The following is a 24,989-nucleotide window of genomic DNA, read 5'->3' on the forward strand; positions in this document are numbered from 1 at the left end:
TCCAAAGAAAGGAGGTAACTAATGGCTGAAAGAATAGAAGGTCTGTCAATTGGCCTTGACTTGGAAACAATGAAAATAGATTCAGGTCTAAAAAACGTGAACACAAAATTGAAACTCGTTAACAGTGAAATGAAAGCGAACATGTCTGCTTTCGATCGTAGTGATAAATCTATTGGTAAATATGAAACAAGATTGACAGGCTTAAATAAGAAATTAGAAGTACAGAAAGAAGTAACAGAAAAAGCATTAAAAAGCTACGAGAAGATGGTAAAAGAACATGGTGAGGGCTCAGAGCAAGCAGAGAAGGCGGCTACTGAATATAACAATCAAGCAGCTGCATTAAATAACTTAGAACGTTATGTAGAAGGCGTGAAAGATGATTTAGCTAAGTTAAAAGAAGAGCAACGAATTGCTAACTCTAATTGGACAAAGTTTGGCAATAAGCTAGATGAAACTGGTTCTAAAATGAAAACCTTTGGTGACAACGCCAAGGGTGTAGGGTCCATTATGTCTACCGGAGTAACCGCGCCTATATTAGGATTCGGTACTGCAATCGGAATAGTTGCATCCAATGTAGAAAGTTCAAGTGTGAGAATGCAAAATTCCTTGGGACTAACATCTAAGGAAGCTAAGGAACTAACACGTATATCCCGAAATATTTATAAAAAGGGATTTGGAGAAAGTACAGAAGAAATAGAGAACGCGTTAATCCAAACCAGACAAAACATAAAAGATCTTAATAACGAGGATCTCGAACGCATCACCCAAAAAGCATTCACACTTGCAGACACTTTTGAAACAGATGTAAATGAGGTCACTAGAGCAGGAAATAACCTTATGAAGGGTTTTGGTATTGAAGCTGACCAAGCCTTTGATTTGATGGCTCACGGCGCGCAAAATGGACTCAATTTCTCAAATGAGATGTTTGATAACCTAAGCGAATACTCTACCCTATTTGCAAGTATGGGATATTCAGCAGAAGAATATTTCCAACTATTGCAGAAAGGTACTGAAGCTGGGGTTTACAACCTAGATTACATTAACGATGTAATGAAAGAATTTCAAATACGTGTGAAAGATGGCTCAGATGCTACTTCTGATGCAATGAGTTTACTTTCAAAAGATACCCAAAAAGTATGGAAGGAATTCCTTAAAGGCGATAAGACAGTCAAAGATGTTTCCAATACGGTTCTTAGTGAATTAGAAGGCATGGACGATCAAGTTAAAGCAAATGAAGTCGGGGTGCAGCTATACGGAACTAAATGGGAAGATTTAGAAACAGAAGCAATGTATGCGCTAGGTGGAATCGATGGGGAGCTTAAAAATGTAGATGGCACCATGGATGACATGACTAAAAATGCAGAGAAATCCATCTCCCAACAATGGAAATCTACTTGGCGAGAAGCAAAAGAAGCAGTTTTGCCATTAGGTGAGACACTACTGGATTTTAGCCGTGAAGTTCTTCCAGATGTAAAAGAAGGTATACAAGATGTTACAGATTGGTTCTCCAGCCTAGATGAACAAGGGAAAAAGAATATTCTTATGTTTGCTGGTACTGCTGCAGCTGCCGGACCAGTGATAACAGTGTTTGGGCACCTAGCAACTGGAACAGGGGCGCTAATGCAAGTTGCAGGAAAGTTAACCAAAACTATTGGAATTGCTGGTGGTAAAGGAACTGCCGGAGCTTTATCTCTATTAGGTAAAGGTGGAGTCGCAGGATTAGCTGTCACCGGAATAGCTGCAGTTGGATTTGGTGTTTTTAAACTAATCGAAAAATCAAAAGAAGCTAAGGAAGTGAACCTTGACCTTGCACAATCATTTACTGATCAAGCAGTTGAATTGGAAAACAGCGCAAATACGTTTGATAAACTATCTAGCAAAGCAAAATTAAGTAATGCACAATTGGCAGAATTGAACGATCTTAATATAAGAATTTCTGAATCTAGTAATCCAGGAGAGATTGCAGAGTTACAGAAACAATATGATGCGCTTGCCAAAAACTCTGGCTTATCTAAAGATGAGCTGAAAAGGCTATTTGAAGCTAATAAACACATCATAGATCAGTCAGAAGAAGTGGAAAAAACTGTCTCCGATCAAGGCAACGCTTGGGCAGCAAACACGGATGCAGTCAATGAACTCGTTGAATCGTTGTATAAGGCTTCTCGAGCCGAAATAGAAGGGGAAAGAATAAAACAACTTCAACAAGAAAAAGAGCTTCGTAAAGAACTAGTTGGGCAACAAAAGGTTTATAACTTTCATAATAAAGAGCTTGAGGAAATGATAAAGCTTCAAAATATAAGTAGAGACGAAGCTTTAGAAAGACAGTGGGAAATTAACGAAGCTCTCCAAAAGGAAACAACTTCAGAAGAAAGAAAAAAGGAACTAAGAGCTGAACACAATGCCATAGACCAAAAGTTAAGCGGTAATTTAAAGAAGAGAATAGCCGACCAAACTGAAGAAGTTAAAAATGCAAGAATAAGTAAAGAAGAAACAGAAAAGAAGCTGCAGAAGTTTGAAGCCATGGATCTACAAATGGCCAACTTGATGCTAAAACAAGCAGGAATCAACGCAGAAGGAGAAAAAGGGCTTGCGCAGCTTGATAAGTCTATTGCTAAGAACAATGAGGAAATAGCCAAACTAGAAGTAAAAAGACAGAAGAATGGACAGCTAACTGCTGAAGAACAAAAACGTTACGATAAGTTGGTAGCAACTAACCAGAAGCAACAGGAAGCTAAAACCTATATTAACGAAGAACTTAATCTGTACAAAAGCGTTAATTCGCTACTAGAAGGTAAGCTTGGAAAACTCTCTAAAGAAAAACAGAAAAAAATAGAAAACCTTGCTAAGACTACAGAAATTAAAGTTGAAGAAGGTAATATCGTTCGCCAGCTGCAAAAAAAGAATGATGAGCACCTTAAGGAACGTAAGAACCTTGTAGAAAATCTAAAGAAACAAGGAGCAAACAAGGATGAAATAAACAAACAAATTTCTGCTCTGGATAGAAAAATTCTAAAGAATGATGATGTATTAGTGAAGATCCTGAAAGAAGCCGGTCTATGGGATCAAGTTAAAGATGAAATAAACCTAGGCGAAAACGCTTTAAGAAGTCAGGGCGCTCAGATTGATAAGAATAATAGAAAAACAGATGCAGGAATAAAGAAAGAGGAAAAGCGAACTAGAGAAGCTGGTAAAGATGCCAATAAAGATGTACACGTGGATGACAATGGTGGTGTAAGTAAGCTAAACAGAGACGTGTCTCAGAAGAAAAAGAAAAATGTAGATGTATCTTGGAGGCAGACATTTAGCATTGCCAGTTTAGTTCCTAGCGTTGTTAGCGTAGGAGTTAAATGGATTGGAAACGCGCTTGGTTTTGCCAAAGGTACTGACTCTTCTCCAAAAGGACCAGCGTTTCTAGGAGAAGAAGGACCAGAACTTGTAAGGTATAAAAACAAGTGGTCAATTGCCGATTTCGGTTTGTACAATATGCCTCGAGGGGCTCAAGTATTTACGAATGAAGAAACCAAAAAAATCTTAACGTCAACAAGCAGTATTCCAGGCTTTGCTTCTGGCGTTAGCCCTGCAGGTGAAGCAGACAGGATTGTAGCTAATTTAAGAAATACTGAATTCATGAAGTTGTTGGCTTTAACTAGTAAAGTGAGTGCTCCTGTCCAGAGTAGTAAGCAAGTACAAGAGAATGGATCTAAATTAATTGTTGAAAAACTAGAACAACAAGTTGCAGAAACAAAAGAAATCGTTTCTTTGCTAGCTCAAATACTTTTGAAAGACTCTGATGTATATATGGATAGTAGGCTTGTTGGAGGTATGGTGGAGCCACGTGTAACTGAAATTCAAAAAAGGAATCAAGAGAGGGGGGAGCGCTTTGCATGAATCATTAAAATTTAACAGCATACGAAAGCCATGGCTATATTTGTTAAAAGGCAGAAGCGAATCCCCTTACGCTCCAATCAATCATAACTTATTATCAGTACCAGGAATGCCAGGAGCACATATCCAATCAACAGAAACAGGAGTATTGTACGTTAAACAGCCTGTAGGCTTTACAGTCAAAGATGAAGTACACGAACAACAAATATTAGATGAGTTAAAATCCTGGCTGATTACAGAAGAAAATCAAGAAATCGAGTTTGATAATGTTCCAGGAAAAACCTATATTGGCCGATTAACAGGTGATATGAGTGACTATGAAAGACAAGTTACTCTAAGATCAGGAACGCTAACTTTTTTATGCAAGCCATATAAATACGGCCCTGAAAAGACTGTTAACCTAGACGCAACATTAGGCAATATAGTTAATGTAGAAGGAACTGCACCAACAAAGCCTGTTTTTGAATTAGAAGTATTAGCACCAATAACTTTTGCAATGGTTTCCAATGGAGAAGAATATATGATAGTAGGCAAACCTGCAACGGTTTCAGAAACAGAAGTAGATACAAAGATGCTTCTTTTGGAAGAACGTGGTCAAACTTTAGATACATGGTCAAGTACTCCAACATATGTGGATGGTGGAGTAGTAACCGGATCCTTAAATACGGATAATGATGGGATCACAGTACCTAGTTATGGGCAAGATACAGAAACAGGTTGGCACGGTCCGGCATTAGTTAAAGAAGTCCCACCTACGCAAAATTTTGAAATTGAAATGATGTTGAGTGGGAGGACTACAAAAACCAGCCAGACGTATCGAATTGAGTTTTATTTGCTTGATGAAAATAGGAATGAATTAGGCAAAATGGCTGTAATTGATAATAACACTAATATCAATCGGAAAAAGGCAGAGGGGCGTATAGGCCCGTTTGTTGGTAGGCAGCAGAATTACATTATTAGTTCCCAAAATTATTTATACAACTGGGATTTCTTTTATGGCATGTTAAGAATGCGACGCATCGGTAATAAATTTGAATTTTATGTTTCTCGAATAGCAAATAACAATCGCCATGTTTACAGCCTTTTAGAATCTTATACCGATAATGCAAATGAGTACATGGGCAAATTAAAATATATTCAGATTCATATTGGGAAATATGCTTCTACAGATCGAGCATCTGCGCCTAAAATACAACATATCAAAGCCTTCGAATTAAAACAGGAAACAATAGACCAAACGCCTTATATCGCTCGTATTGGTGACAAAATTGTAATAGATAATAAAAATAAGGAGTTGCTCTTAAATGGAGAACCTTTAGTTAAAGGTGATTTCGGGGCAAGTCCTTTTAGTTTGTATCCAGGAGAAAATAATGTTGTTCTTCTGCCAGAAGCTAAAGTTCATGGAAAAATGAAATATAGCCCAGCTTATAGATAAGGGAGGGGAGGGAATGCAATCATTAATTCATATAGCTGGTAATCAAGATGATAAATTACTCGACTATATTGAGGAAAAGGATTATTGGGAAGATATTAGAGAAAGACAAATCGCAAAAAACTGGGATACTTTTGATTTTACTACTTTTGCAAACAAGAATTTTTCCAAGTTCCTAAAGAATCGAAATCGAATCATTATTCCTGATAAACAAGGTTACTACGTAGAATTTATTATTGAGGAATCAAGTCAGGTACTAAACCAAGATGGCAGCCGAGGTTACTCCGTTTTTACTACTGCAAGTTATTTGGAATTACAGAAACAGGCTGTTATACATCCTCAAAAACTAACAGATCAATCTGCTACAAGTGCAACTGGCTTAGTTTTAAATGGTACAGAATGGACACCAGGACGAATTGAAGGAGAAGGAAGTAAAACATTTGTTATCGAAGAACACACCGATCCATATGCTGCCTTGAAAATGATTGCCAAGGATTTTAGTTTAGAACTTCATTTTCGAATTGAGATAGAAGGAAATAAAATAGTTGGTAGATATGTTGATTTGTTGCAACGGATTGGAGTTTGGAGAGGTTATGAAGTTACTTTTGGTCATAATTTAACTGGAATAGAACGGATTGAGAAAAATACAGAGATCGTTACAGCCTTATTAGGTATTGGTCCTGCTGATACAGAAGGAAATAGAAAGACTGTGCTAGTAAAAGATGAGGAAGCTTTAAAGCGATGGGGAAGAAACGGTAAACATCTTATTCAACCATACTATCCTCAATCTACAGACCAAGATATGACGTTAAAGTATTTAACTACTTTAACAGAAAACGAACTTGGCAAACGTGTAAACTCACAAATTGAATACAAAACAAGCTTTGAAACTCTATCTGCGAAAACAGGCCAACACGTATTCTTTGGGGATACAATCCGGGTAAAAGATGAAGGTTTCTATCCACCACTTTATCTGGAAGCACGCGTGCACAGCATGAAAGAAAGTATTAAGGAAAATAGCCAAACTCAAAGTGAAGTTACTTTAGGTGATTACATTGAATACACCGAAGATGAAGTGAAATCGATTTTTCGATCTTTGCAATCCCTTGTTGCTCTCAAAATAGACGGAGCCAAACTAGCAGAATACACCTACGACAAAGTGACAATCGATAGCAAAGACGAGGTTGTATTTGAAGATGGAAAGACATTTGCACAAATTCGAGCAAGTGAAGCGCAAGCTGCATCTGAGCAATACGCTACCACTAAAGCAGAAGCAGAGAGGGTAAAGGCGGAAAGTTATGCTGATGGAATTGTCACTGCTGAAGAGCAAGCGCGGATAAATGATGTGAATGCTAAATTAACGGAAGCAAAACAACATGCTGATACAACAGCAGCAGCCGCAGAGTCCGCAGCCAAAACTCATGCTGATCTAAAAGCAAGTCAAGCACAATCCAATGCCGAACAACATGCCGATACTGTTGCCGGACAAGCAGAAGCGAATGCCAAAGCATATGCAGTTGCGAAAACTATCTATGATGCCAAAATGACGGAAATAGCAGGGGACTTAGCTGATAAAGCAGGATTGGCATATGTAGATGGTCAGTTAGTATCTAAAGCCAATAAAGGTGATGTATATACCATATCTGAGGTAGATAATCGACTCCTTAACTATGTAGGTGTTACGAAGTACCAAACGGATATGGATGGTATTGTCACGGACTTAAACAGTTATAGTACACGTATTGGCCAGAATGAAACAGCTATTGGGTTAAAAGCTAACCAGACTGAAGTTGATACGTTAAAAGGAACTGTTAGTGATAATTCAGCTCAGCTTAATGTCCAGGCTAACCAGATTGCGAGTAAAGTTGATGCTACTTATGTGCAGGGGGCTATTGATGGTATCGAGGTTGGTGGAAGGAATTTAACTCATGATAGCGCAAGGGAAGTATACAGCGGTAATACTCCCAGATCTGAACATACCTATTGGGGAAGCATTCAACATGTAATTGCCAAGTTGAATATTGGTGATGAAATTACTATTAGTTTTGATGTAAAAATGGCTAAAGGCGAATATCTCCAAGTTTATAACAGCAATAGAGATGGGGAATTGGTTTTTAGTCCTCAAAAAACGTTTCAGAATATCGGCACTTCAAAACAAAGGCTATCTTTTCAAACAACAATAATTGAAAACCCTGGTACAGTATCCAGACCGGGTGATACTTGGCTTGAATTTTATAGTCAATATGGGTCAGAGGATTGGTATACAATCAGTAATGTCAAAATAGAAAAAGGCAACGTAGCCACCGATTGGACACCAGCACCAGAAGATACACAAGCGCAAATAGATGATAATGCTTTAATTATAGAGCAACATGATACATCTATTACACAATTATCTAACCAAATTACATCTAAAGTGGAAACAAGTGTAGTTAATGCCATTGAAGGTAGAGTAACAGCGAACGAAACCACACTTACACAATATGATACGAGAATAAATGCTAAGGCTGAATCATCAACTGTTGATAGCTTAGGTGTGAGGATGAACACAGCTGAAGCTGATATTGATGGTTTAAACAGCACTATAACGCTTAAAGCAGATGCAACAGTGGTGGGTGATTTAGAGGATAGAGTATCCAGTGCAGAGTTTACCATTGACGGCATGCAAAGCACCATTAGTGCAAAAGCAGATCGTATAGAGCTAGATGGATTTGTCACTGCTACTGATCTAGCTGTAGATGGTAATTTAACTTTTGGTGGTCATTTAGATGGTGCTACCGGAACTTTTAAAGGCTCAATCGAAACGCCTGTCCTTAACATCAATAATCCTAACTTAGAGCAAGAAGGCGGAGTTTCCCTGCAGTTGCAGACAGGATTGTGGCAGGCTGATGTAAATAAACCTTTTAAGGAAACAGGCTATATTGAATTTAATACCCTAAATGATGCACTTGAAATTCTAGCATATGACACCACAGGTAATTTACGTGACTTAGCAGGATTTACAGTAAGGGCAGCATACACGAAGTTTTCTGGAACAGTTGGTTTTACAGAAGCGAGTGGAGCGCAGTTTGATAAGTATGGAAATATCGGGGCTCCTCCTAGTGCTTCAGAAACTTCTTCATGGAATGTGCTTGATTATCAAGGTAACCCTATATTTAAAGCAAAATGGGGGGCAGATCCATTAAAAGAAGGCATACAGATTCTTGGTAAGGATTTTAAAATATACAATGGTTCTATTAACATTTATGGAGCTAACCGAGCAAGAATAACAGTAGGAGATGACAGAACTTATATACAAGCACCAAAAGAAGTATGGAATACACAAATTGCTTCTTCTACTACAGTTAACAGTATTGCAAAAGCTTTTAATACGGTGTCCACTTTGGACCTGAAAACAGATATTAAACCAATTGGTTTTCAGGCTTTAGATTTACTAAATAACTCTGATCTATGCGAGTTTAAATTTAAATCAGATGTAGAAAATGGATCTATGTACACTAAATATGGATTCATTATTGGTAAAGGATATAGAACACCAAAGGAAGTATTGGGGGATAACCAAGTAACAATTGATGGATATTCTCATAGTACATTAAACTCAAAAGCCATCCAGGAACTATCCGTTATTACCACCGATCATGACGAGCGTATTAATTTCTTAGAGATGGAAAACCAACGGTTAAAAGCTGAAATAGAACAACTAAAAGGAGTGGCTTAGATGAAAATAAAAGTAAAAGACATATTTAATATTGATGAGGGTTTAACTGCCCTATCCGAAAAAGAGCTACCCGTTGGGGTAGCTTTTCACATTCAAAGGGTTCATAAAATTGTGGGAGGTGAGGTTAAAACAGCACAGGAATTGCGTTCTAAGATTATAGGCAAGTATAAGGAGAAGGACCTGGAAAACGGGCGTGTAAAGCTACAAGAAGATAAGCTAGAAGAATTTAATAAAGAATTGGAAGAATTGCTCGATCAGGAAGTGAAGTTGGAAATACACAAGATCAATATTAATGACCTAAACACGATTTCGATTACACCAAAGACATTAGGGTTATTAAATACAGTTATTAAGGAGGAAAAATAATGATTGAAACAATGGATTTTCAAGTGACTAATATTCAATTTGTAAACGTGGGTGAAGAACAAAAGGTAAATATTCATTTTCGTGGAGTGGATCCTAACAATCAAATTAACATGAATGGATATGTTCCAGTTACTACTGTAGAGTTCTTCCAACACAGTGGATCTACTGACAGTTTAGGAACGTTGGTAAAAGGTGAGGTCCTGGAACGATTGAATGGTCCAGCTGCGTAAAAAATAAAAGGAAAATGCTTCCTCCTGTCGAATATTAGGAGATGGGAGGGGGATATTTATGACGATACTATCATGTGTGTTTGTTCCCGAAGGCATAGTAATGGCTGCGGATAGTAGAGTGACAACTACTATACAATATCCTGATGGTAAAAAACATCAATATTGTGAGCGAGAGAATGAATTTAAAATATTACAACTGACAAAAAGAAATGTAGCAATAAGTTATCATGGAGAAACTCACATTAAATCAATTCCTATAGCCGTATTAATTGCGGAATTAGAAAGTAAGTATATTCAAGAAAATGATACTGTAGAGGACGTTAGTAGAAAACTACATGAGTTTTTATTGGTTAATTCTGGTTCAAAAGTTTGTTTTATAGCTTCGGGCTATGATAAAGATACTCCGAGTGTATATACAATTTGTGAAGATAAGTATGTTAGAAATAATTATAATAATGGTTCAATTATTTTTGGTGCTATATGGAGGGGAGACCATAGCAAGGTTGATGAATTATACACTGATGTAGATATTGATTTTGATCAGTTTCCCCTAAAAGATTCCATTGAATTTGCAGAAAAAATTGTTGAAACTTCCATTAATGAGGAAACTATTGATGGCTATCATCCATGCGGAGGACATATAGATATATTAGTCTTTAGTAAAAACAAAGTGTACTTTCATCAAAAGAAATCTATTAATTAATTTTAAGGCACTCCTAACCGGGTGCTTTTTTATATGTAACCGGGGAGCCTGCAATTCCCCTTGCCATCCATAGGGGTTATTTTTATGTTTTAAACTCCTTCCTTATAACCGATATAAAAGGTAAAGGAGGGATTCAATGTTAGGTTTGACCGCCGAAGAAATAACAACGGCTATACTGGACAATATAATTATGGTAATCAATATCATAATTAGTGCAATGCCCGCAGAAATGTGGCTATTGATCGCTATTACGGCTGTTTTATACAGTTTCATGTATTTTAAAAAAAAAGCATAATTTAATTCAAGTAAGGAGCACCTTTTAATGAGGTGCTTTTTCTTTGCACAAAAAGAGTTTTACGTCAGGACGTTAGGGGGTCGAGGATGACACAAACAGCGAAGGAAGTGGAGGACATGAAAGAATTTATGACGGTTCTGATGGATGTTAAAGTCTCTCTGGCTGAACAAAATGGAAAATTAGATAGTTTATTGGACATGAAAGATAAAATTAATGAGACCTATGACATTGCCAAAGAAGCAGATAGTCGCTCTGAATCCAACGAAAAAGATATTGGACATTTACAAACCAAGGTCAGCTCAAAAGCTAGTAAGGAGGATGTAGAAAAAATCATTAAACAACGTGAAAATACTTTTAAAAATTTGCCCGCGTGGATTGCTCTTGCTATTTCCATGTCGGGTTTTATTTTGACTTATTTAGCTAATTAAGAGGAGGAATTATCTATGGAAAATGAAGTTATGAAACAAGTATTAGTTTTTGCCACAGTTATTATGCCAGTAGTCGCAGCATTAATGGAAGGTGTTAAGAGATCGGTTAAATTACCTAAGAACATCTTACCAGGTATTAGTTTAGTTATCGGATTGTTAATAGGTGCTGCAGCTTACCCATTTACCGACATGGATCTCGTATTGAGGTTATGGGCGGGAGGATTCGCTGGACTAGCTGGAACAGGATTATTTGAGTTATTTAAAAAGAGAAATGGAGTGACTAAATAATGACAGTATCACTACAAACTTTATTAGACAGATCAAATAGAAACATGGACAAGGGTACTCATCCAGTAGTACGCGATAAAGCTTTAGAATTGATTAAAAGAGCATATAAGGAAGGAATCTACGTACAGATCAGTGAAGGTTATCGCTCCTATGCAAGACAGCAAGCATTATATGATCAGGGTAGAACGACACCAGGTAACATTGTAACCAATGCGAAGCCTGGTCAATCTATCCATAATTACGGTACTGCAGTAGACTTCTTTATTGTTTCAGATGATGGCCAAGATGCCATCTGGAAAGTAGATAAAAAATGGAGACGAGCTGCAGCTATTGGTAAGTCACTTGGTTTTGAGTGGGGAGGGGATTGGAAAAGCTTCAAAGACTATCCTCATTTGCAGATGCCTAACGTCTCCAGTAGCAAACCATCTAAACCAAGTTATGGTAATAGTAAAGTTATCATAAAAGAGATACAGATCTATGCCAACAAGTATTATAATGCAGGATTAAGAGTAGATGGCTATGATGGGCCTAAAACGAGAAAAGCGCTTCTTAAAGCATATCAAACGGAATTAAATAAACAGTTTGACAGAGGTTTGGTTAAAGATGGTGTTTGGGGTCCTAAGACAGAAAATGCAAGTATCATTGTTTACCCAGGAGCAAAAGGCAGACTTACTTGGATTATCCAAGCATTGTTATACTGTAAAGGTTATGATCCAAAAGGGTTAGACAGTATTTTTGGTAGTGGCTGTGAAGCAGCAGTAAGAGAGTTCCAAGAAGCAGAAAGTTTAGTTGTTGATGGTCGAGTAGGTCCAGTAACGTTTAAACATTTGTTTAAATAGGAAAACATAAAAGAGATGTCGCGTTGGTGTAATTATCACTAATGGTGGCCATCTCTTTCTTTATATTTAGTTGGATTAGTTTTTAATCCATTTTCTATAAAAAAACCGATTTAGTCTGATAATTTGTGGAAAAGTTTGGTACAATTAAAATGTAGAATTAATTTATATACAATAATAGGTCATATTTTTGAATGAAATCTCAAATTAGAACAGGATATTAATAAAAGATGAATTGAGGTGAATCTATGGAACTGACAAATTTCATTTGGAGTGTTATTGCTGGTGTGGTCGGTACAGTAATAGTCGGGGGAGCTGCATATAAATTAATTAATAAGAGTAAAACAAAAAAGGTTATTTCCCAAAAAGGTGATAGTAATAAAGCGATGATGGATTCTACCCTTAACATTTATAATAATAAAAAACGTAATAAAGGAGAATAAAATGGAAGAAAGGAAGGGCTATTATATTAAGCAAAAAGGCAATGATAATATTGCGGTTCAGAATTCAACAATAAATATTTCCATCTCTATTTATGATGAAATAGCAAGATTGAATCAAGAAGGGGATTACGAGGGAATGGCCCAGTTATTGAAACAAGTTACTGACATGGCAGGAACTACACATCCTCTCTATCCCCATTATCGCTATAAACCTGTTCAATTGGGAGATCGCTATATTTTCGAACATGAACCACTAACCCAGGAAGCAAGAGAGAAATATCCCCTTTCTTATAGGGGAAAATTTAAGATTAAAAAAGATAAATCTAAAGATTTCGACCAGCTTCTTGATGAAGCGTACATAAAACAAGAAGATATTGAAATCAATATGCTTTCTTTTCAAGCATGGCTTGGAGAAAATGAAGTCCCCACGCCTGAATTTGATGAAGCCATAAAAGAGTGGAAGTGGGTCATTGCTCCCGATCCTCTCCCTAAACCGATGGGTTTGAAGGTGTCATTAAAAAGTGAATCAGATTGTAAAGAAATAACTCTACTGGATTATCTTGAGCTAAATATATGTGATGTTGATAGAAGAAATAATTTATATACGTTAGATAACAGCAAGCATGTTTACTCAAAGCTTCATGTAGCCCTTCAATTTCGCTTGGGGAAACCTAATGTTAAAATTGATATAAAAATAAAACCGGATTTACAACGGGATTTAGATGCAAATTATTCTCTTTTGTCCTTTTTCAAAACTGTGTCAGAAAAGAAAGGCTCGCTTATATTTAAAAATTTACAAACAGATACAGACTTTATTGTTGCAAACAAATTCGAATTTAACGGTAGCCTAGAAAAGTTAGAAGGAGAGTATAGGCTGATAAACCGTCTTCTTAGTTTAGAAAAGAATTTTGATGTTAAGTTTCGTATCCCTGAAAAGTTTGATAAAGAAGATTGGGAAAGCATTCAGATATTGGAGAGTATTGTAGAAGACAAACCTGTTCAAAAAACGATAAAAGATGTCAAGGTTGATTGCACTGAAAGAAAAGCATTGCTTGACTTAATTCAAGTATTTGAACCTAAAAATCAAAAGGGTTTGGGTTTAAAAGTGACCGCCACTGGCAAAGATGCTAGAATTGAGCTTTTTGACGCTGTCATCCCTTTAGAAAAAGTAGAGACAACTTATAATTGCCTTAAGATGAAGAATATCGAAAAAATGAGAAGAAAAGCTCGTGACATGGAAGATGGAGAATTGGTTAAAGTTACACTGGTTCCAGGAGCAGATAAAGTTTTTAAGGAAAAATACTTTGTTAAAGAAACACTAACATAATCTTTCTTATTCTAATTACTTTGTGTATTAAGCAAACTGGTGCTTTCTGAAAAAGAATTTGCGAATACATTGCCTTAAAAAGCGCTCTGCGGAAACAGAGCGCTTTTATAACTAATCAACGTTTATAGTATTACCTTTCCCATCATCCCAACCATTGACGTCATCACCATCATCAAGATCAGCTTTAATCATTTCCATATCATATACATCAGCTGGAGCTATAGTAGCAACAACCTCGCTTCCTTTTACTACTTCAAACTCATGTAAATTACCTTGAGATTTAATTTCTTTAATTTCATAACCTTCTCTTACCCAGATTTTGAATTCCAATTCTCCAAACCATCTTTCCATAGCTTCTTCTGTGATTATCCATTCTTTTTTCGTACCATCATTTATTGCAAAAAACTTTATTAATCCGTTCTTAATAAAAGTGTCTATATCTTCTTGGTGAAGAGAAGAATTCAATTTAGTCATAACGGTTTCTTGATTTATTCCCCAGCGATAAGCAGCTTCATTGGGTGTCATGTATCTATGTATATTCATTTTATCATCCTCCAAGTCTGGTCCTTCAATACATTTATAGAGATATTCGTCAAATATTTCCAAAATCCTTCTTTAACATAAAAACGATTGAAAAAGAACAACTGTTCGTATATAATGAATGAAAACAAACGTTCCGGGAGGTAAAAGCATGAATGGTCTATTATCTAAATCAGTAAGCACCAAACAAAAGCTAATCATCTTTTATATTGATAGCGAAAATCAAGTCACACAGCGTTTTGTTAGAGTGCTGGAGGTACATGATGATCATATCTTAGCTTATTGTTATTACCGTAAGAAAGTGCGCACTTTCAAATTAGATAATATCCTTTCAGCTGGACCGATTAGAAATGGAGTGAGTGCATAATGCAAGATAGAGTTACTAGTAGACAGCATTACGAGTGAATGGTTTGATTAAGTCGCAATTAGATAAAAACAAAAATAACATAAAAAAGGTAGAAAAATCAATTAAACTCCCATAATTATTTGTATCTACTGTATAATATATTTAGAAATAATTACCATAAAACGGTTATAAGGGAGTCTTAAAATGAAAAAGAAATTAAACTATTTAATGTTACTTATTACGATCATCTTTATGGTTGGTTGTACCGACGTAGAAGATGCATCTGGTGCAGAGGAACCAACAAAACCACAAGAAGAAACTACAGTTAATACCGATGAAGAACAGGCTGAAGAATCAGAACCAGAAGAAGAAAAAGTAAATAGCAAAGACGAGGAATCCACCACTGCAGTTGCTGAAGAAAGTGAAACAGATGATGAACAGTTCCAGGGATACGATCTTATTGAAGTCGATGGTGGAGATTTGTCTGGTCATCGTGAATCCAAAGTGGTTGTTGATATTGGTTTTGGAGACCGAGAATATTGGGCTTTTACTAATGAATACGGACAATTAGTACGTATTATTGCGGATGAAATTATTTTACAGGATGACAATAGCGAACCTGTATTATCGTCTGGCAGATACTATTCTGACGAAGCAAAAGTCCCTGGTGTCGAAAGTGATGTTTTAGATGAAGGCCATGTCATTGCTGATTCTCTCGGTGGGGTATCTAATGCTTATAATATAACCCCACAAGATAGTACGCTCAATCGAAACGGTGATGTAGCTTATATGGAACGTGCAATCCGTGATGCAGGTGGAGCAACTAATTTTGAAGCAATTATTACTTACCCGGATACGGAAACTCAGATACCTTCAAGTTATCAGTATACTTATACTTTAATGGGGAACGAGATCGTTGATACATATGACAATGTTAACCCGGATGAAGTAAACGAGTCACTCGGTTTAACAGATAGTGAACCTTCCAAAGAGCCTTCCAATTCCACGGGTTCAAACTCTGAAGGTGATGTCTCAAGTGTAGATACAAATGGTAATGGTAAGGTGACAATTAGTGAAGCAAAAGCTGCAGGTTTTAGTATGCCAATAACAAGCGATCATTGGTTATACCAGTATATGGATGACCGCGATGGTGACGGCATGGTAGGCGAGTAAAACTCTAGTGAAACATATTGAGCCTAATTTCTCTTAACGCTTACAGAGGAATTAGGCTTTTGTTTATCTGCTTTTCATATTATAAATTTTTACTTCACCTGACATTTTCTTGCATATTCGGTCACATTCTTCCTTACTAGGTGTATCACTATAAGCATCATATCCTAGGTAAGACGTAGCACCTCCAAGCCACTCGTGATTTTCATATTCCTCCCAATATCTCCATTCAGTTAAACTCACTAAATGACTCTTTATCTTCATAATAAAATAGCCTCCTTTAAGCTATATTCGTATATCATAGCTAAAAGGGGGCATCTAGTTTAATTAGTATAAGGATTATCTGTATATGGGATAAAATTATTTAATTCAAAATCCGTAGCCTTGTCTCCAGACATGTATCTACTCGCAACCTCAGCAGTCATTTCCTTCAATTGCTCGCTTGTAAAAGTGTACTTTCGACCATCAATTATATAAGCGTTCTCCAGCTTTCTGACCCTGTTGTAGTATTTACATCTCACATTTGGTTAAAATCATTCTGCATCTGCTCAACTACATGATCTATCTTGCTAAGGTACAAATTAGCCATTGACCAGCCTTTAAACAAAGGTCGATCATGCTTAAATACATTAATGGCTAATGACAAAGCGATATACTCTTTTATTTGTTGGTCCATATAACCACCCTTTAAGAACGTTTGTTCTTATTATATGTGATTAAAAAAGTTTTATCAATTTATTTAATAAGTTGTATTTATAATACGTTATCAGTCGGACCAGTAAACAGAATGATGCCAGATCGGTTTGATATCCAATTTTTAATTTTTGTTAGTTGGTTAGGGAAAAGAAAGAGTTGATCTAATGTCATCTTTTGTTGTTGGGGGAGAATACGAATTGCTAAACTTTCGCTTTGGTTAACCGGGAGTGTAGATAAACGTAGAGAATATTCTTGAGGATGTACTTTATAAAGTATGGTACCATTTTGAGGCTTTCTGATTTCTCCAATATCCATGCCAGAAGTAAATTTATAAAAAGTAATTAATACTTGATATTGTGAAGGAAGGATGGATTTGTAAAACATTCTTCTTCCATGGATACGTAAATATATATCAACGCGATCGGGGAAAGGAGAAAAATGAATATCCGACGCCTCCACATCAAAGGCATGCAGCAAGAGTTTATCAGATATTGTTGTAGCATCATCCAAAGGTTATTCACCTCCTTTTAACGACTAATATATAGTTTATTCGACACGATCTTCCTTTCTCCTTCTTTTTTAGAAAATTAATACAAAAAATTTGTTCTTGTTATTAAATAGAATAGACTTTTCTTGTTTTGTTAAAAATAGAACAAAGAAGAGAGGTGTGTACTCAATGTCCGGAAACGATTATCTGAAATTTATGACTGAGCAAATTGTATCCTATATTGACTTGCCCCCAGAAGAGAGAAAGAAAAAACATAATGAGAAAAAGAGTAACAAAATTGTTGCCAACAGATGGTTTGGAATACTGCCTTTTGCATATCGTACGTGGAGAAAAAAGGGATAGCCGATACTAGGCTATCCTTTTTATCTAAAGAGCAGGAGATAAATAAAACAATCCACCGTTTATGACTTGATAAGTTATAGTTGGATTATATCTGTTTTTGATTTCCTTCAATTCTTTTTCCATCTGTTGTTCACTATTTTCTTCGTCGTCATTACTGTAAAAGTGTTGTAATAAAGTCATTTCCTTCTTTAAAAGATGAATAGACTCCTCAGCCCAATCATGCGTTTGTCTTTCAATATAATCATCGATAACCCGCTCTATTCTTTTAAACCCGCTATCCAGCTTAATCATTGGAGAGATGGTATAGCAATAATCTGGAATCAACTGTTGCAAGGGAACAGATGAAAGCTCTTTCATCATTTCTACTTTCATGGAACCATTAACTAAATGAAGCCCGATCGAAATTAATTCATCTTTTTTGTGTTTTCCTTTATAACTAACTTTGATATTGGTAATCAACCAAGGGTAAAGAGGTGTATTGCTTTCCACGTTCATGGATTGAAAAAGCTTAGTGTATTTTTCATTTTGGTTTAAATAATTCATAATTTGTTGTAATCTTGGACTTCCAAAATGAATCCATTCTCCTTTGACCTCTTTTTTATTAGGATTTGTAACAAGGGTTAATTGCATGGGGTCTCCTTGGTTACCCATTTTTTTAATATAGTGCCAATAAAAGGGCCGATTCATTAGGGCTCTGTCCATTTCTTCCGTCAATTGGACAGTTAATACTCCATCCTTATTTTCAACGATAGTACAACGTTTCGCTGAAAAAAAGGTTGCTAGAAATTTATTTAAATCAGTAACTGCCAAACTGATCTACCTCGCCTTCACTTAACCGCTGATTTTGTTGGATTATGGAAGCCAAATTATCTATTTTTATTTTCGCTTCTCCAACCGTTCTTGATTCCGAATATATTGTTTGTATTTCTTTTTCCATGTCTTTAATATCTAATTCGGCAAGAATATCATCCAATTGCCCAATTACTTGTTCAAATAAATTAATTTTTTCGTATAGTAATTTCATAATATGTTCTTCGATGGTTCCTTTTATAGCGAGGTTATAAATATGCACGTCTTTTGTTTGTCCATATCGATGAACGCGCCCGATCCGTTGTTCAAGCCGCATTGGATTCCAAGGTAAATCATAATTGATCATGTAATTACAGAATTGAAGGTTAATCCCTTCTCCACCAGCTTCTGTAGCTATTAAAACTTGGGCATGATTTTGAAACAATTGACGCATCCAGTCTTTCTTACCTCTCTTAAATCCGCCTCGGAAAGGTACAGATGTAATTCCGTATTGTTGTAAATACCACTGAAGATAAAGCTGTGTTGCTCTATACTCTGTGAAAATAATTACTTTTTCATCACCAATTTGTTTAATTAGTTCAATCACTTTTACTGCTTTTGTATGGTGTGGAAGCTGTTCGATCTTCTGGATGATGTGTTTCAGATCTAGAGTAGAGTAATCTTTGTTTTCTTCTTCCAGTTTATTTAATGACAAGAAGCAAGCTTCTCTGGAGGAACAAATTTCTCTTAAATAGGTAATCTTGGAAAATGCAGGCAAGGAATATTTACTGTTTTCAAGCTCCTTATATACAGATCTTTCTTCATCGCTAAACTGTACCCATACTGTTTCAATATTTCTTTTTGTGTTATTGAGTGATGTTTCTTTTCTAGTGTTCCTGACCATTACTTTTTGTATTAGTTGTTTAAGATAAATGTCCTCTTTAATCTTTGTTCTATCTTTTCCGTATCTTTCTAGAAAGGATTCATAATTTCCTAAATGTCCAGGCTTTAAAATGGATACTAAATTAAAAATCTCTATAAGTTGATTTTGCACTGGAGTTGCTGTTAATAAAAGACAGTACTTTTTTCTAAGTGAACGTACAAAAGAGAAATTTTTAGTCTTATGATTTTTAAGCTTGTGAGCTTCATCAATCAAAATGAAGTCATAGTCAATATTCAAGATTTCTTCTCTATGTGGGGATCTTTTTGCAGTGTCAATAGAAGAAATTATGATTTCTCCATGTTCCCAACCGTAGTTTTTACGGTGTGCTATAGCAGGTATATAGAATTTTTCATTCAATTCTCTTTCCCATTGATTAACTAGAGAGGCAGGCACAAGAATTAGAGCTTTTTTTACAAGACCTCGTATCATATATTCCTTCAAGATTAAACCAGCTTCAATCGTCTTACCTAAACCAACTTCATCTGCTAAAATGGCGCGGCCATTCATATCCTCAATAACCTGCTCTGCACATTCTATTTGATGTTTCATAAACGTGATCTGCGGTAGGTAATCTAAGGCTCTTAAGCCTGTGAAAGCAGGTGCCATCCTGGTCAACTCTGCGTCGTACGTAAGTGAAAATAAATCCCAAGTGGAAGTATAATCACTATTATTTAGCTTCTTTTGTAACTCCATAATAAATTGTGTATCCCTCTGAAGTTCAATAGATTTCATTTACATTCTTCCTTTATAAAAAGTTAGATTATTAATACAAAAGGTTACTTCTATGCTATAATGATTTTATAAAAGTGAGTAGATCTTTCATGATATTGTTACATAGTATAACCAACTTTCAATATTTCATAAAAGCGAATGATTACAAGGGGAGAGATTATGGGGAAAGAAAGCGAATTAATTCCGCCGTAACGCCGAAGGAGCAAACAATTGTGAATCTCTCAGGCAAAAAGACTCTTGTAGGACGCACCTCTGGAGAGCGCTTACTAGTAATCGGGAAGCCACCCACGAAGCAAGTATTTGTAGTGTTTACTTAGAAAAGCTACAGGTATGCAACTTTCTGGTTTAAGGACAGAGATTTCATTGAATATCAGTGAGATCTCTTTTTTTATTTAAAGAATCAGAAAATTTAGATGGGAGAGTGGGAAATGAGTGATTTGAAGCGAACACCTTTATTCCCCGAGTATGAAAAGCATGGGGCAAAGACAATTGATTTTGGAGGTTGGGACTTACCAGTACAGTTTTCCAGTATAAAAGAAGAACACGAGGTTACTAGAACAACAGCTGGTTTATTTGATGTATCTCATATGGGAGAAATTGAAGTAAAAGGACCAAAAAGTTTAGAGTTTTTACAGCAAATGGTAACCAATGATGTATCTAAACTTGTACCTAATAAAGCACAGTATACGTTTATGTGTTACGAGGATGGCGGTACAGTCGATGATTTTCTTATCTATATGATAGAGGACTCCCATTATTTATTAGTAGTGAATGCAGCAAATACTGAAAAAGATTATGAATGGCTGGTAAAAAATAATGGCTACAGTGACGATGAAATAAGCATTGAAAATACATCTGCTTTTTACGTCCAATTAGCTCTACAGGGACCTAAGGCAGAATTAGTACTTCAATCTATTACGGATTTCGATTTGTCAGAGATTAAATTCTTCCGCTTCGAAAAAGAAGTGTATTTCCATGGTATTACCACACCTGCCCTTGTGTCACGAACAGGTTATACAGGAGAAGATGGTTTTGAAATTTATATTAAGAAGGAACATGGCAGGGATCTATGGAAGTTGATTCTTCAGGCCGGGGAAAAAGAGGGTGTGCAGCCAATTGGTCTTGGTGCAAGAGACACACTGCGTTTTGAAGCAAATCTCGCGTTGTATGGCCAGGAGCTATCTAAAGATATTTCCCCAGTGGAAGCCGGGTTAACTTTTGCTATAAAACCGAATAAAGAGGCTGACTTCATTGGAAAAGAAGTACTGAAAAATCAAATGGAAAATGGTCCAAAGAGAAAGCTAGTAGGGATTGAAATGATTGATAAAGGAATACCTAGACATGGTTACGAAGTGTTAGTTGATGACCGGTCTATTGGCTTTATAACCTCAGGTACCCAATCACCAACGTTAAATAAGAATATAGGTCTGGCATTAGTTGAAAAAGGTTATACAGAAGAAGGTACAGAATTAACTGTTCAAGTTAGAAAGAGAAAATTAAAAGCTAAGATTATTAAAACTCCATTTTATAAACGAGTGAAATAAGGGGGAAACCGGGATGGAATTTCGTTATTTACCAATGACCGAGATTGATAAGCAGGAAATGCTTAATACAATAGGAATTCGTTCTACAGATGAGTTATTCTCAGATATTCCAAGTCAATTACGTATGCAGCAAGAGTTAAACCTAAAAAAACCTGCCAATGAGGCTGATTTAATGAAAGAACTTTCAAAAATGGCTGGAAGAAATGCCAATTTGAAAGAATATAGTTCCTTTTTAGGCGCTGGGGTTTATGATCATTTTATTCCATCTGTCGTGGATCATATCATTTCACGTTCTGAATTCTATACGGCATATACTCCTTATCAGCCTGAAATCTCACAAGGAGAGTTACAAGCAATATTTGAATTTCAGACAATGATATCAGAACTTACTGGTATGGCTGTGGCGAACTCTTCTATGTATGATGGAGGTACTGCCCTAGCTGAAGCTGTTAACCTAAGTGCTGCACAAACAAAAAAGAAAAAGATACTTGTTTCTAAAGCAGTTCATCCAGAATCACGGGCTGTTATTGCATCCTATGCCAAAGGACCAAATTTAGAAATTGTGGAAATAGACTTTGAAAATGGATTGACGGATCTCGCACAGCTTGAAAAAGAACTCGATGAAAATACAGCAAGTGTTGTTTTACAGTATCCTAATTTCTTTGGTCAAATTGAACCTTTGGAAAAAGTTAAAGAGTTAATCAGTACACAAAAGAAAACGATGTTTATTGTTTCCAGCAATCCATTGGCTTTAGGTTATTTGACGCCACCAGGAGATTTCGGAGCAGATATTGTAGTAGGTGACACACAAGTTTTTGGCATTCCAGCACAATATGGTGGACCACATTGTGGTTATTTCGCTACCACCGAGAAACTCATGAGAAAGGTTCCGGGTCGTCTTGTTGGTCAAACTGTAGATGAAGATGGCGTTCGTGGATTTGTATTAACCTTGCAAGCAAGGGAGCAACATATTAGAAGAGATAAAGCCACTTCTAATATATGCTCCAATCAAGCTTTGAATGCATTAGCGAGCTCTGTTGCTATGAGTTCAATTGGAAAGCATGGTTTAAGGAAAATGGCTGTGATGAATATGCAAAAGACCCGTTATGCTAAAGAATTACTGAAGAAAGCAAAAATTCCCGTAGTAAACAACGGAGCTTATTTTAATGAGATTGTCATTAAACTGGATAAATCAGTAGCAGAAGTAAATACTGGTTTGTTGGAGAAGAAGATAATTGGAGGTTATGATCTGGAGCAGGCTTATCCAGAACTACAAGGTCATATGCTAATCGCAGTAACAGAAATTCGTACAAAAGAAGAAATAGAAACTTTTGTAAAAGAATTGGGGGATATAAATGGCTAATCAGGACTTTCCGTTAATTTTTGAACGAAGCAGAGAAGGAAGAACAAGTTATAGCTTACCAGAATTAGATGTACCAGATTACGACATTGATCAAGAAATGGAAGAAGTTTATATTCGTAAATCTGCTCCTGAATTGCCAGAGGTAAGCGAATTGGACATCATCCGTCATTATACCGGACTCTCCAATCGAAATTATGGAGTCGATTCAGGATTTTATCCGTTAGGTTCATGTACGATGAAGTACAACCCTAAAATTAATGAGGATGTAGCAAGACTTGATGGCTTCAGTCATATTCATCCCTATCAAAATGCCAATAGTGTTCAAGGAGCTATGGAGATGCTCTATGATCTGCAAACTTCTTTAAAGGAAATAACAGGAATGCATGAGGTATCCCTTCAGCCTGCAGCAGGAGCACACGGAGAATGGACCGCTTTAATGATGATTCGTGCTTATCATGAAGCAAATGGAGATATGGAGCGTACCAAGGTAATCGTCCCGGATTCTGCTCATGGAACAAATCCAGCATCAGCTACCGTGGCTGGCTTTGAAGCAATAACAGTTAAATCAAATGAAAAAGGTTTAGTAGACTTAGAGGATTTAAGAAGAGTGGTGGGTAAGGATACTGCTGCGTTAATGCTGACTAATCCAAATACGTTAGGGTTATTCGAAACTGAAATTATGGAGATGGCTGAAATCGTCCATACTGCAGGAGGTAAATTATATTATGATGGAGCAAATCTGAATGCCATCATGGGTTACACCCGCCCTGGAGACATGGGATTTGATGCGGTTCATCTAAATCTTCATAAAACATTTACCGGACCACATGGTGGAGGAGGACCAGGCTCTGGGCCAGTTGGGGTTTCTAAAGAGTTGGAACCTTATTTACCTAAACCGATTTTAACTAAAAAAGAAGATCAATATATCTTTAATTATGATCGACCTCATTCCATTGGAAGAGTGAAGCCGTATTATGGTAATTTCGGTATTAACCTCCGGGCGTATACTTATATTCGGACAATGGGTGCTGAAGGACTGAAAAAGGTTAGTGAGTATGCTGTACTAAATGCAAATTATATGATGAGAAAATTAGAGAAAAGATATACGCTTCCATATCCACAACATTGTAAACATGAGTTTGTATTGTCAGGTAAGCAACAGAAAAAGTTAGGGGTGCGGACGTTAGATATAGCTAAGCGTTTGTTGGACTATGGATATCACCCACCAACTATTTACTTCCCATTAAATGTGGAAGAGGCTTTAATGGTTGAGCCAACAGAAACAGAGTCAAAGGAAACGTTAGATGGGTTTATTGATACAATGCTTTCGATTGCAGACGAATCTGAACATAACCCAGAGTTAGTTCAAGAAGCCCCGCACAATACAATAGTCAAAAGAATGGATGAAACAACTGCTGCCAGAAAACCAATACTGCGTTATTATGGTAAATAATCGAGAATAAAATAGAAAAAAAGTTCCTAAGAGTTACTTAGGAACTTTTTTCTATTTCTTAGTTTTTACTTTACCAGTCCATTTTTTAAAGCCGCCTTTTAACTGGTTTATATCCTCATAGCCTTTTTTATTAAGTAATTGAGCTGCTCTCGCAGATCTTGATCCACTTTGACAGTATAAGTATACTGGTTTATCTTTACGGATTTCAATCAGGCGTTGCCGCATTTGAGTTACAGGGATATTTCTGGCCCCTAATATATGACCACGATCAAATTCCTGTGGCTCCCGCACGTCTATTAACTGTGCTTTTCGATATCCTTCACGAAACTGATCTTCCGTTAAGGTCTTTAAAAATGTGCGCTGGCGAAAATACCTAAAAATACTAAACGCTGCCAATGCAACGATCGCTATTATTAAAAACTCCATCATTCTTCCCCCGTCACTACAATTATTTCATATCTATTATATGCTTAATCTAATATTTTTTCAAAGCTTTTCCCAAGGATCTTTGTAAGTTTCTTTAGAGTTGCTTTTCTTACAAAGAAAATCTTATACTATGTTGGTGACAAAAACCTACATAACTTATTAATGCAAACCACAAAATTCTTGGTT

The 24,989-nt window shown here is 36.4% G+C and carries 25 protein-coding genes and 1 riboswitch; of the genes, 18 read left to right on the top strand and 7 right to left on the bottom strand.

What is annotated here, in order from left to right:
- Window positions 1–21 precede the first annotated feature (21 nt).
- The 12 genes from BME96_RS09115 (at window position 22) to BME96_RS09165 (ending at window position 13,951) form a co-directional block, all read left to right on the top strand.
- On the top strand, window positions 22–3,888 hold the full coding sequence (locus BME96_RS09115; RefSeq protein WP_071648922.1) for a phage tail tape measure protein: 3,867 nt from the start codon (window positions 22–24) through the stop codon (window positions 3,886–3,888).
- Window positions 3,881–5,320, top strand: coding sequence for a distal tail protein Dit (locus BME96_RS09120; protein WP_071648923.1), 1,440 nt, complete (start codon window positions 3,881–3,883; stop codon window positions 5,318–5,320). The genes BME96_RS09115 and BME96_RS09120 overlap by 8 nt, the downstream gene beginning before the upstream one ends.
- A 13-nt stretch (window positions 5,321–5,333) precedes the next feature.
- Window positions 5,334–9,035, top strand: coding sequence for a phage tail spike protein (locus BME96_RS09125; protein ID WP_071648924.1), 3,702 nt, complete (start codon window positions 5,334–5,336; stop codon window positions 9,033–9,035).
- Complete coding sequence (locus BME96_RS09130) at window positions 9,036–9,401, top strand: hypothetical protein (protein WP_071648925.1); 366 nt, start codon at window positions 9,036–9,038, stop codon at window positions 9,399–9,401.
- Complete coding sequence (locus tag BME96_RS09135; RefSeq protein WP_071648926.1) at window positions 9,401–9,631, top strand: hypothetical protein; 231 nt, start codon at window positions 9,401–9,403, stop codon at window positions 9,629–9,631. The genes BME96_RS09130 and BME96_RS09135 overlap by 1 nt, the downstream gene beginning before the upstream one ends.
- A 58-nt stretch (window positions 9,632–9,689) precedes the next feature.
- Window positions 9,690–10,334: a hypothetical protein gene (locus tag BME96_RS09140; RefSeq protein ID WP_071648927.1), complete on the top strand. Its 645-nt coding sequence runs from the start codon at window positions 9,690–9,692 to the stop codon at window positions 10,332–10,334.
- A 136-nt stretch (window positions 10,335–10,470) separates the two neighbouring features.
- Window positions 10,471–10,629 (top strand): hypothetical protein, encoded by a 159-nt coding sequence (locus BME96_RS19575; RefSeq protein WP_156035980.1) that lies wholly within the window; start codon window positions 10,471–10,473, stop codon window positions 10,627–10,629.
- 86 nt (window positions 10,630–10,715) lie between these two features.
- A complete protein-coding gene (locus tag BME96_RS09145; RefSeq protein ID WP_071648928.1) occupies window positions 10,716–11,057 on the top strand; it encodes a hypothetical protein in 342 nt (113 codons plus the stop codon).
- Between the two features lie 30 nt (window positions 11,058–11,087).
- The gene (locus BME96_RS09150) at window positions 11,088–11,345 is read left to right on the top strand and encodes a holin (RefSeq protein WP_071649990.1); all 258 of its coding nucleotides are present in this window, start codon (window positions 11,088–11,090) and stop codon (window positions 11,343–11,345) included.
- Complete coding sequence (locus tag BME96_RS19845) at window positions 11,345–12,184, top strand: peptidoglycan-binding protein (protein ID WP_071648929.1); 840 nt, start codon at window positions 11,345–11,347, stop codon at window positions 12,182–12,184. The genes BME96_RS09150 and BME96_RS19845 overlap by 1 nt, the downstream gene beginning before the upstream one ends.
- 245 nt (window positions 12,185–12,429) lie before the next feature.
- On the top strand, window positions 12,430–12,624 hold the full coding sequence (locus BME96_RS09160) for a hypothetical protein (RefSeq protein ID WP_071648930.1): 195 nt from the start codon (window positions 12,430–12,432) through the stop codon (window positions 12,622–12,624).
- A 136-nt stretch (window positions 12,625–12,760) separates the two neighbouring features.
- Window positions 12,761–13,951 carry an abortive infection system toxin AbiGii family protein gene (locus tag BME96_RS09165; protein ID WP_231478689.1) on the top strand — a complete coding sequence of 397 codons (1,191 nt, stop codon included), beginning with the start codon at window positions 12,761–12,763 and terminating at the stop codon, window positions 13,949–13,951.
- A 111-nt stretch (window positions 13,952–14,062) separates the two neighbouring features.
- On the opposite strand, the gene BME96_RS19850 is transcribed toward BME96_RS09165, so the two are convergent.
- Window positions 14,063–14,494 carry a helix-turn-helix domain-containing protein gene (locus BME96_RS19850; RefSeq protein WP_071648932.1) on the bottom strand — a complete coding sequence of 144 codons (432 nt, stop codon included), beginning with the start codon at window positions 14,492–14,494 and terminating at the stop codon, window positions 14,063–14,065.
- Window positions 14,495–14,642: 148 nt separating this feature from the next.
- Between BME96_RS19850 and BME96_RS09175 the strand changes: the two genes are divergently transcribed.
- Together BME96_RS09175 and BME96_RS09180 are read left to right on the top strand one after the other, a co-directional pair.
- Window positions 14,643–14,858 (top strand): hypothetical protein, encoded by a 216-nt coding sequence (locus BME96_RS09175; protein WP_071648933.1) that lies wholly within the window; start codon window positions 14,643–14,645, stop codon window positions 14,856–14,858.
- Between the two features lie 183 nt (window positions 14,859–15,041).
- Window positions 15,042–16,010, top strand: coding sequence for a DNA/RNA non-specific endonuclease (locus BME96_RS09180; RefSeq protein ID WP_071648934.1), 969 nt, complete (start codon window positions 15,042–15,044; stop codon window positions 16,008–16,010).
- 63 nt (window positions 16,011–16,073) lie between these two features.
- On the opposite strand, the gene BME96_RS09185 is transcribed toward BME96_RS09180, so the two are convergent.
- The 3 genes from BME96_RS09185 to BME96_RS09190 form a co-directional block, all read right to left on the bottom strand.
- On the bottom strand, window positions 16,074–16,271 hold the full coding sequence (locus tag BME96_RS09185) for a hypothetical protein (protein ID WP_071648935.1): 198 nt from the start codon (window positions 16,269–16,271) through the stop codon (window positions 16,074–16,076).
- A gap of 253 nt (window positions 16,272–16,524) precedes the next feature.
- Window positions 16,525–16,683: a YhjD family protein gene (locus BME96_RS19585; RefSeq protein WP_156035982.1), complete on the bottom strand. Its 159-nt coding sequence runs from the start codon at window positions 16,681–16,683 to the stop codon at window positions 16,525–16,527.
- Between the two features lie 77 nt (window positions 16,684–16,760).
- Window positions 16,761–17,213, bottom strand: coding sequence for an ATPase, T2SS/T4P/T4SS family (locus tag BME96_RS09190; RefSeq protein ID WP_156035984.1), 453 nt, complete (start codon window positions 17,211–17,213; stop codon window positions 16,761–16,763).
- Between the two features lie 166 nt (window positions 17,214–17,379).
- Between BME96_RS09190 and BME96_RS09195 the strand changes: the two genes are divergently transcribed.
- Window positions 17,380–17,553 (top strand): YqzE family protein, encoded by a 174-nt coding sequence (locus BME96_RS09195; RefSeq protein ID WP_019377934.1) that lies wholly within the window; start codon window positions 17,380–17,382, stop codon window positions 17,551–17,553.
- 24 nt (window positions 17,554–17,577) lie between these two features.
- Here the strand turns inward: BME96_RS09195 and BME96_RS09200 are convergent, their stop codons facing one another.
- Both BME96_RS09200 and BME96_RS09205 read right to left on the bottom strand, forming a co-directional pair.
- Complete coding sequence (locus BME96_RS09200) at window positions 17,578–18,363, bottom strand: YqhG family protein (RefSeq protein ID WP_071648936.1); 786 nt, start codon at window positions 18,361–18,363, stop codon at window positions 17,578–17,580.
- Entirely contained in the window at window positions 18,350–20,017 is a 1,668-nt protein-coding gene (locus tag BME96_RS09205; protein ID WP_071648937.1) for a DEAD/DEAH box helicase, read from the bottom strand. The genes BME96_RS09200 and BME96_RS09205 overlap by 14 nt, the downstream gene beginning before the upstream one ends.
- Before the next feature lie 138 nt (window positions 20,018–20,155).
- Window positions 20,156–20,264: riboswitch (glycine riboswitch) on the top strand.
- A 181-nt stretch (window positions 20,265–20,445) separates the two neighbouring features.
- On the opposite strand from BME96_RS09205, the gene gcvT reads away from it, so the two are divergent.
- From gcvT to gcvPB, 3 genes are read left to right on the top strand one after another with little or no spacing between them, the layout of a single operon-like run.
- Window positions 20,446–21,561, top strand: coding sequence for a glycine cleavage system aminomethyltransferase GcvT (gene gcvT / locus BME96_RS09210; protein ID WP_071648938.1), 1,116 nt, complete (start codon window positions 20,446–20,448; stop codon window positions 21,559–21,561).
- Window positions 21,562–21,574: 13 nt separating this feature from the next.
- The gene (gcvPA, locus tag BME96_RS09215) at window positions 21,575–22,924 is read left to right on the top strand and encodes an aminomethyl-transferring glycine dehydrogenase subunit GcvPA (RefSeq protein WP_071648939.1); all 1,350 of its coding nucleotides are present in this window, start codon (window positions 21,575–21,577) and stop codon (window positions 22,922–22,924) included.
- Window positions 22,917–24,377, top strand: coding sequence for an aminomethyl-transferring glycine dehydrogenase subunit GcvPB (gene gcvPB / locus BME96_RS09220; RefSeq protein ID WP_019377929.1), 1,461 nt, complete (start codon window positions 22,917–22,919; stop codon window positions 24,375–24,377). The genes gcvPA and gcvPB overlap by 8 nt, the downstream gene beginning before the upstream one ends.
- 51 nt (window positions 24,378–24,428) lie before the next feature.
- Here gcvPB and BME96_RS09225 read toward each other — a convergent pair whose 3' ends face one another.
- Window positions 24,429–24,803 carry a rhodanese-like domain-containing protein gene (locus tag BME96_RS09225; RefSeq protein WP_019377928.1) on the bottom strand — a complete coding sequence of 125 codons (375 nt, stop codon included), beginning with the start codon at window positions 24,801–24,803 and terminating at the stop codon, window positions 24,429–24,431.
- Between the last annotated feature and the right edge of the window lie 186 nt (window positions 24,804–24,989).

The sequence above is a fragment of the Virgibacillus halodenitrificans genome, assembly GCF_001878675.1.
Lineage (GTDB): Bacteria > Bacillota > Bacilli > Bacillales > Amphibacillaceae > Virgibacillus_Q > Virgibacillus_Q halodenitrificans.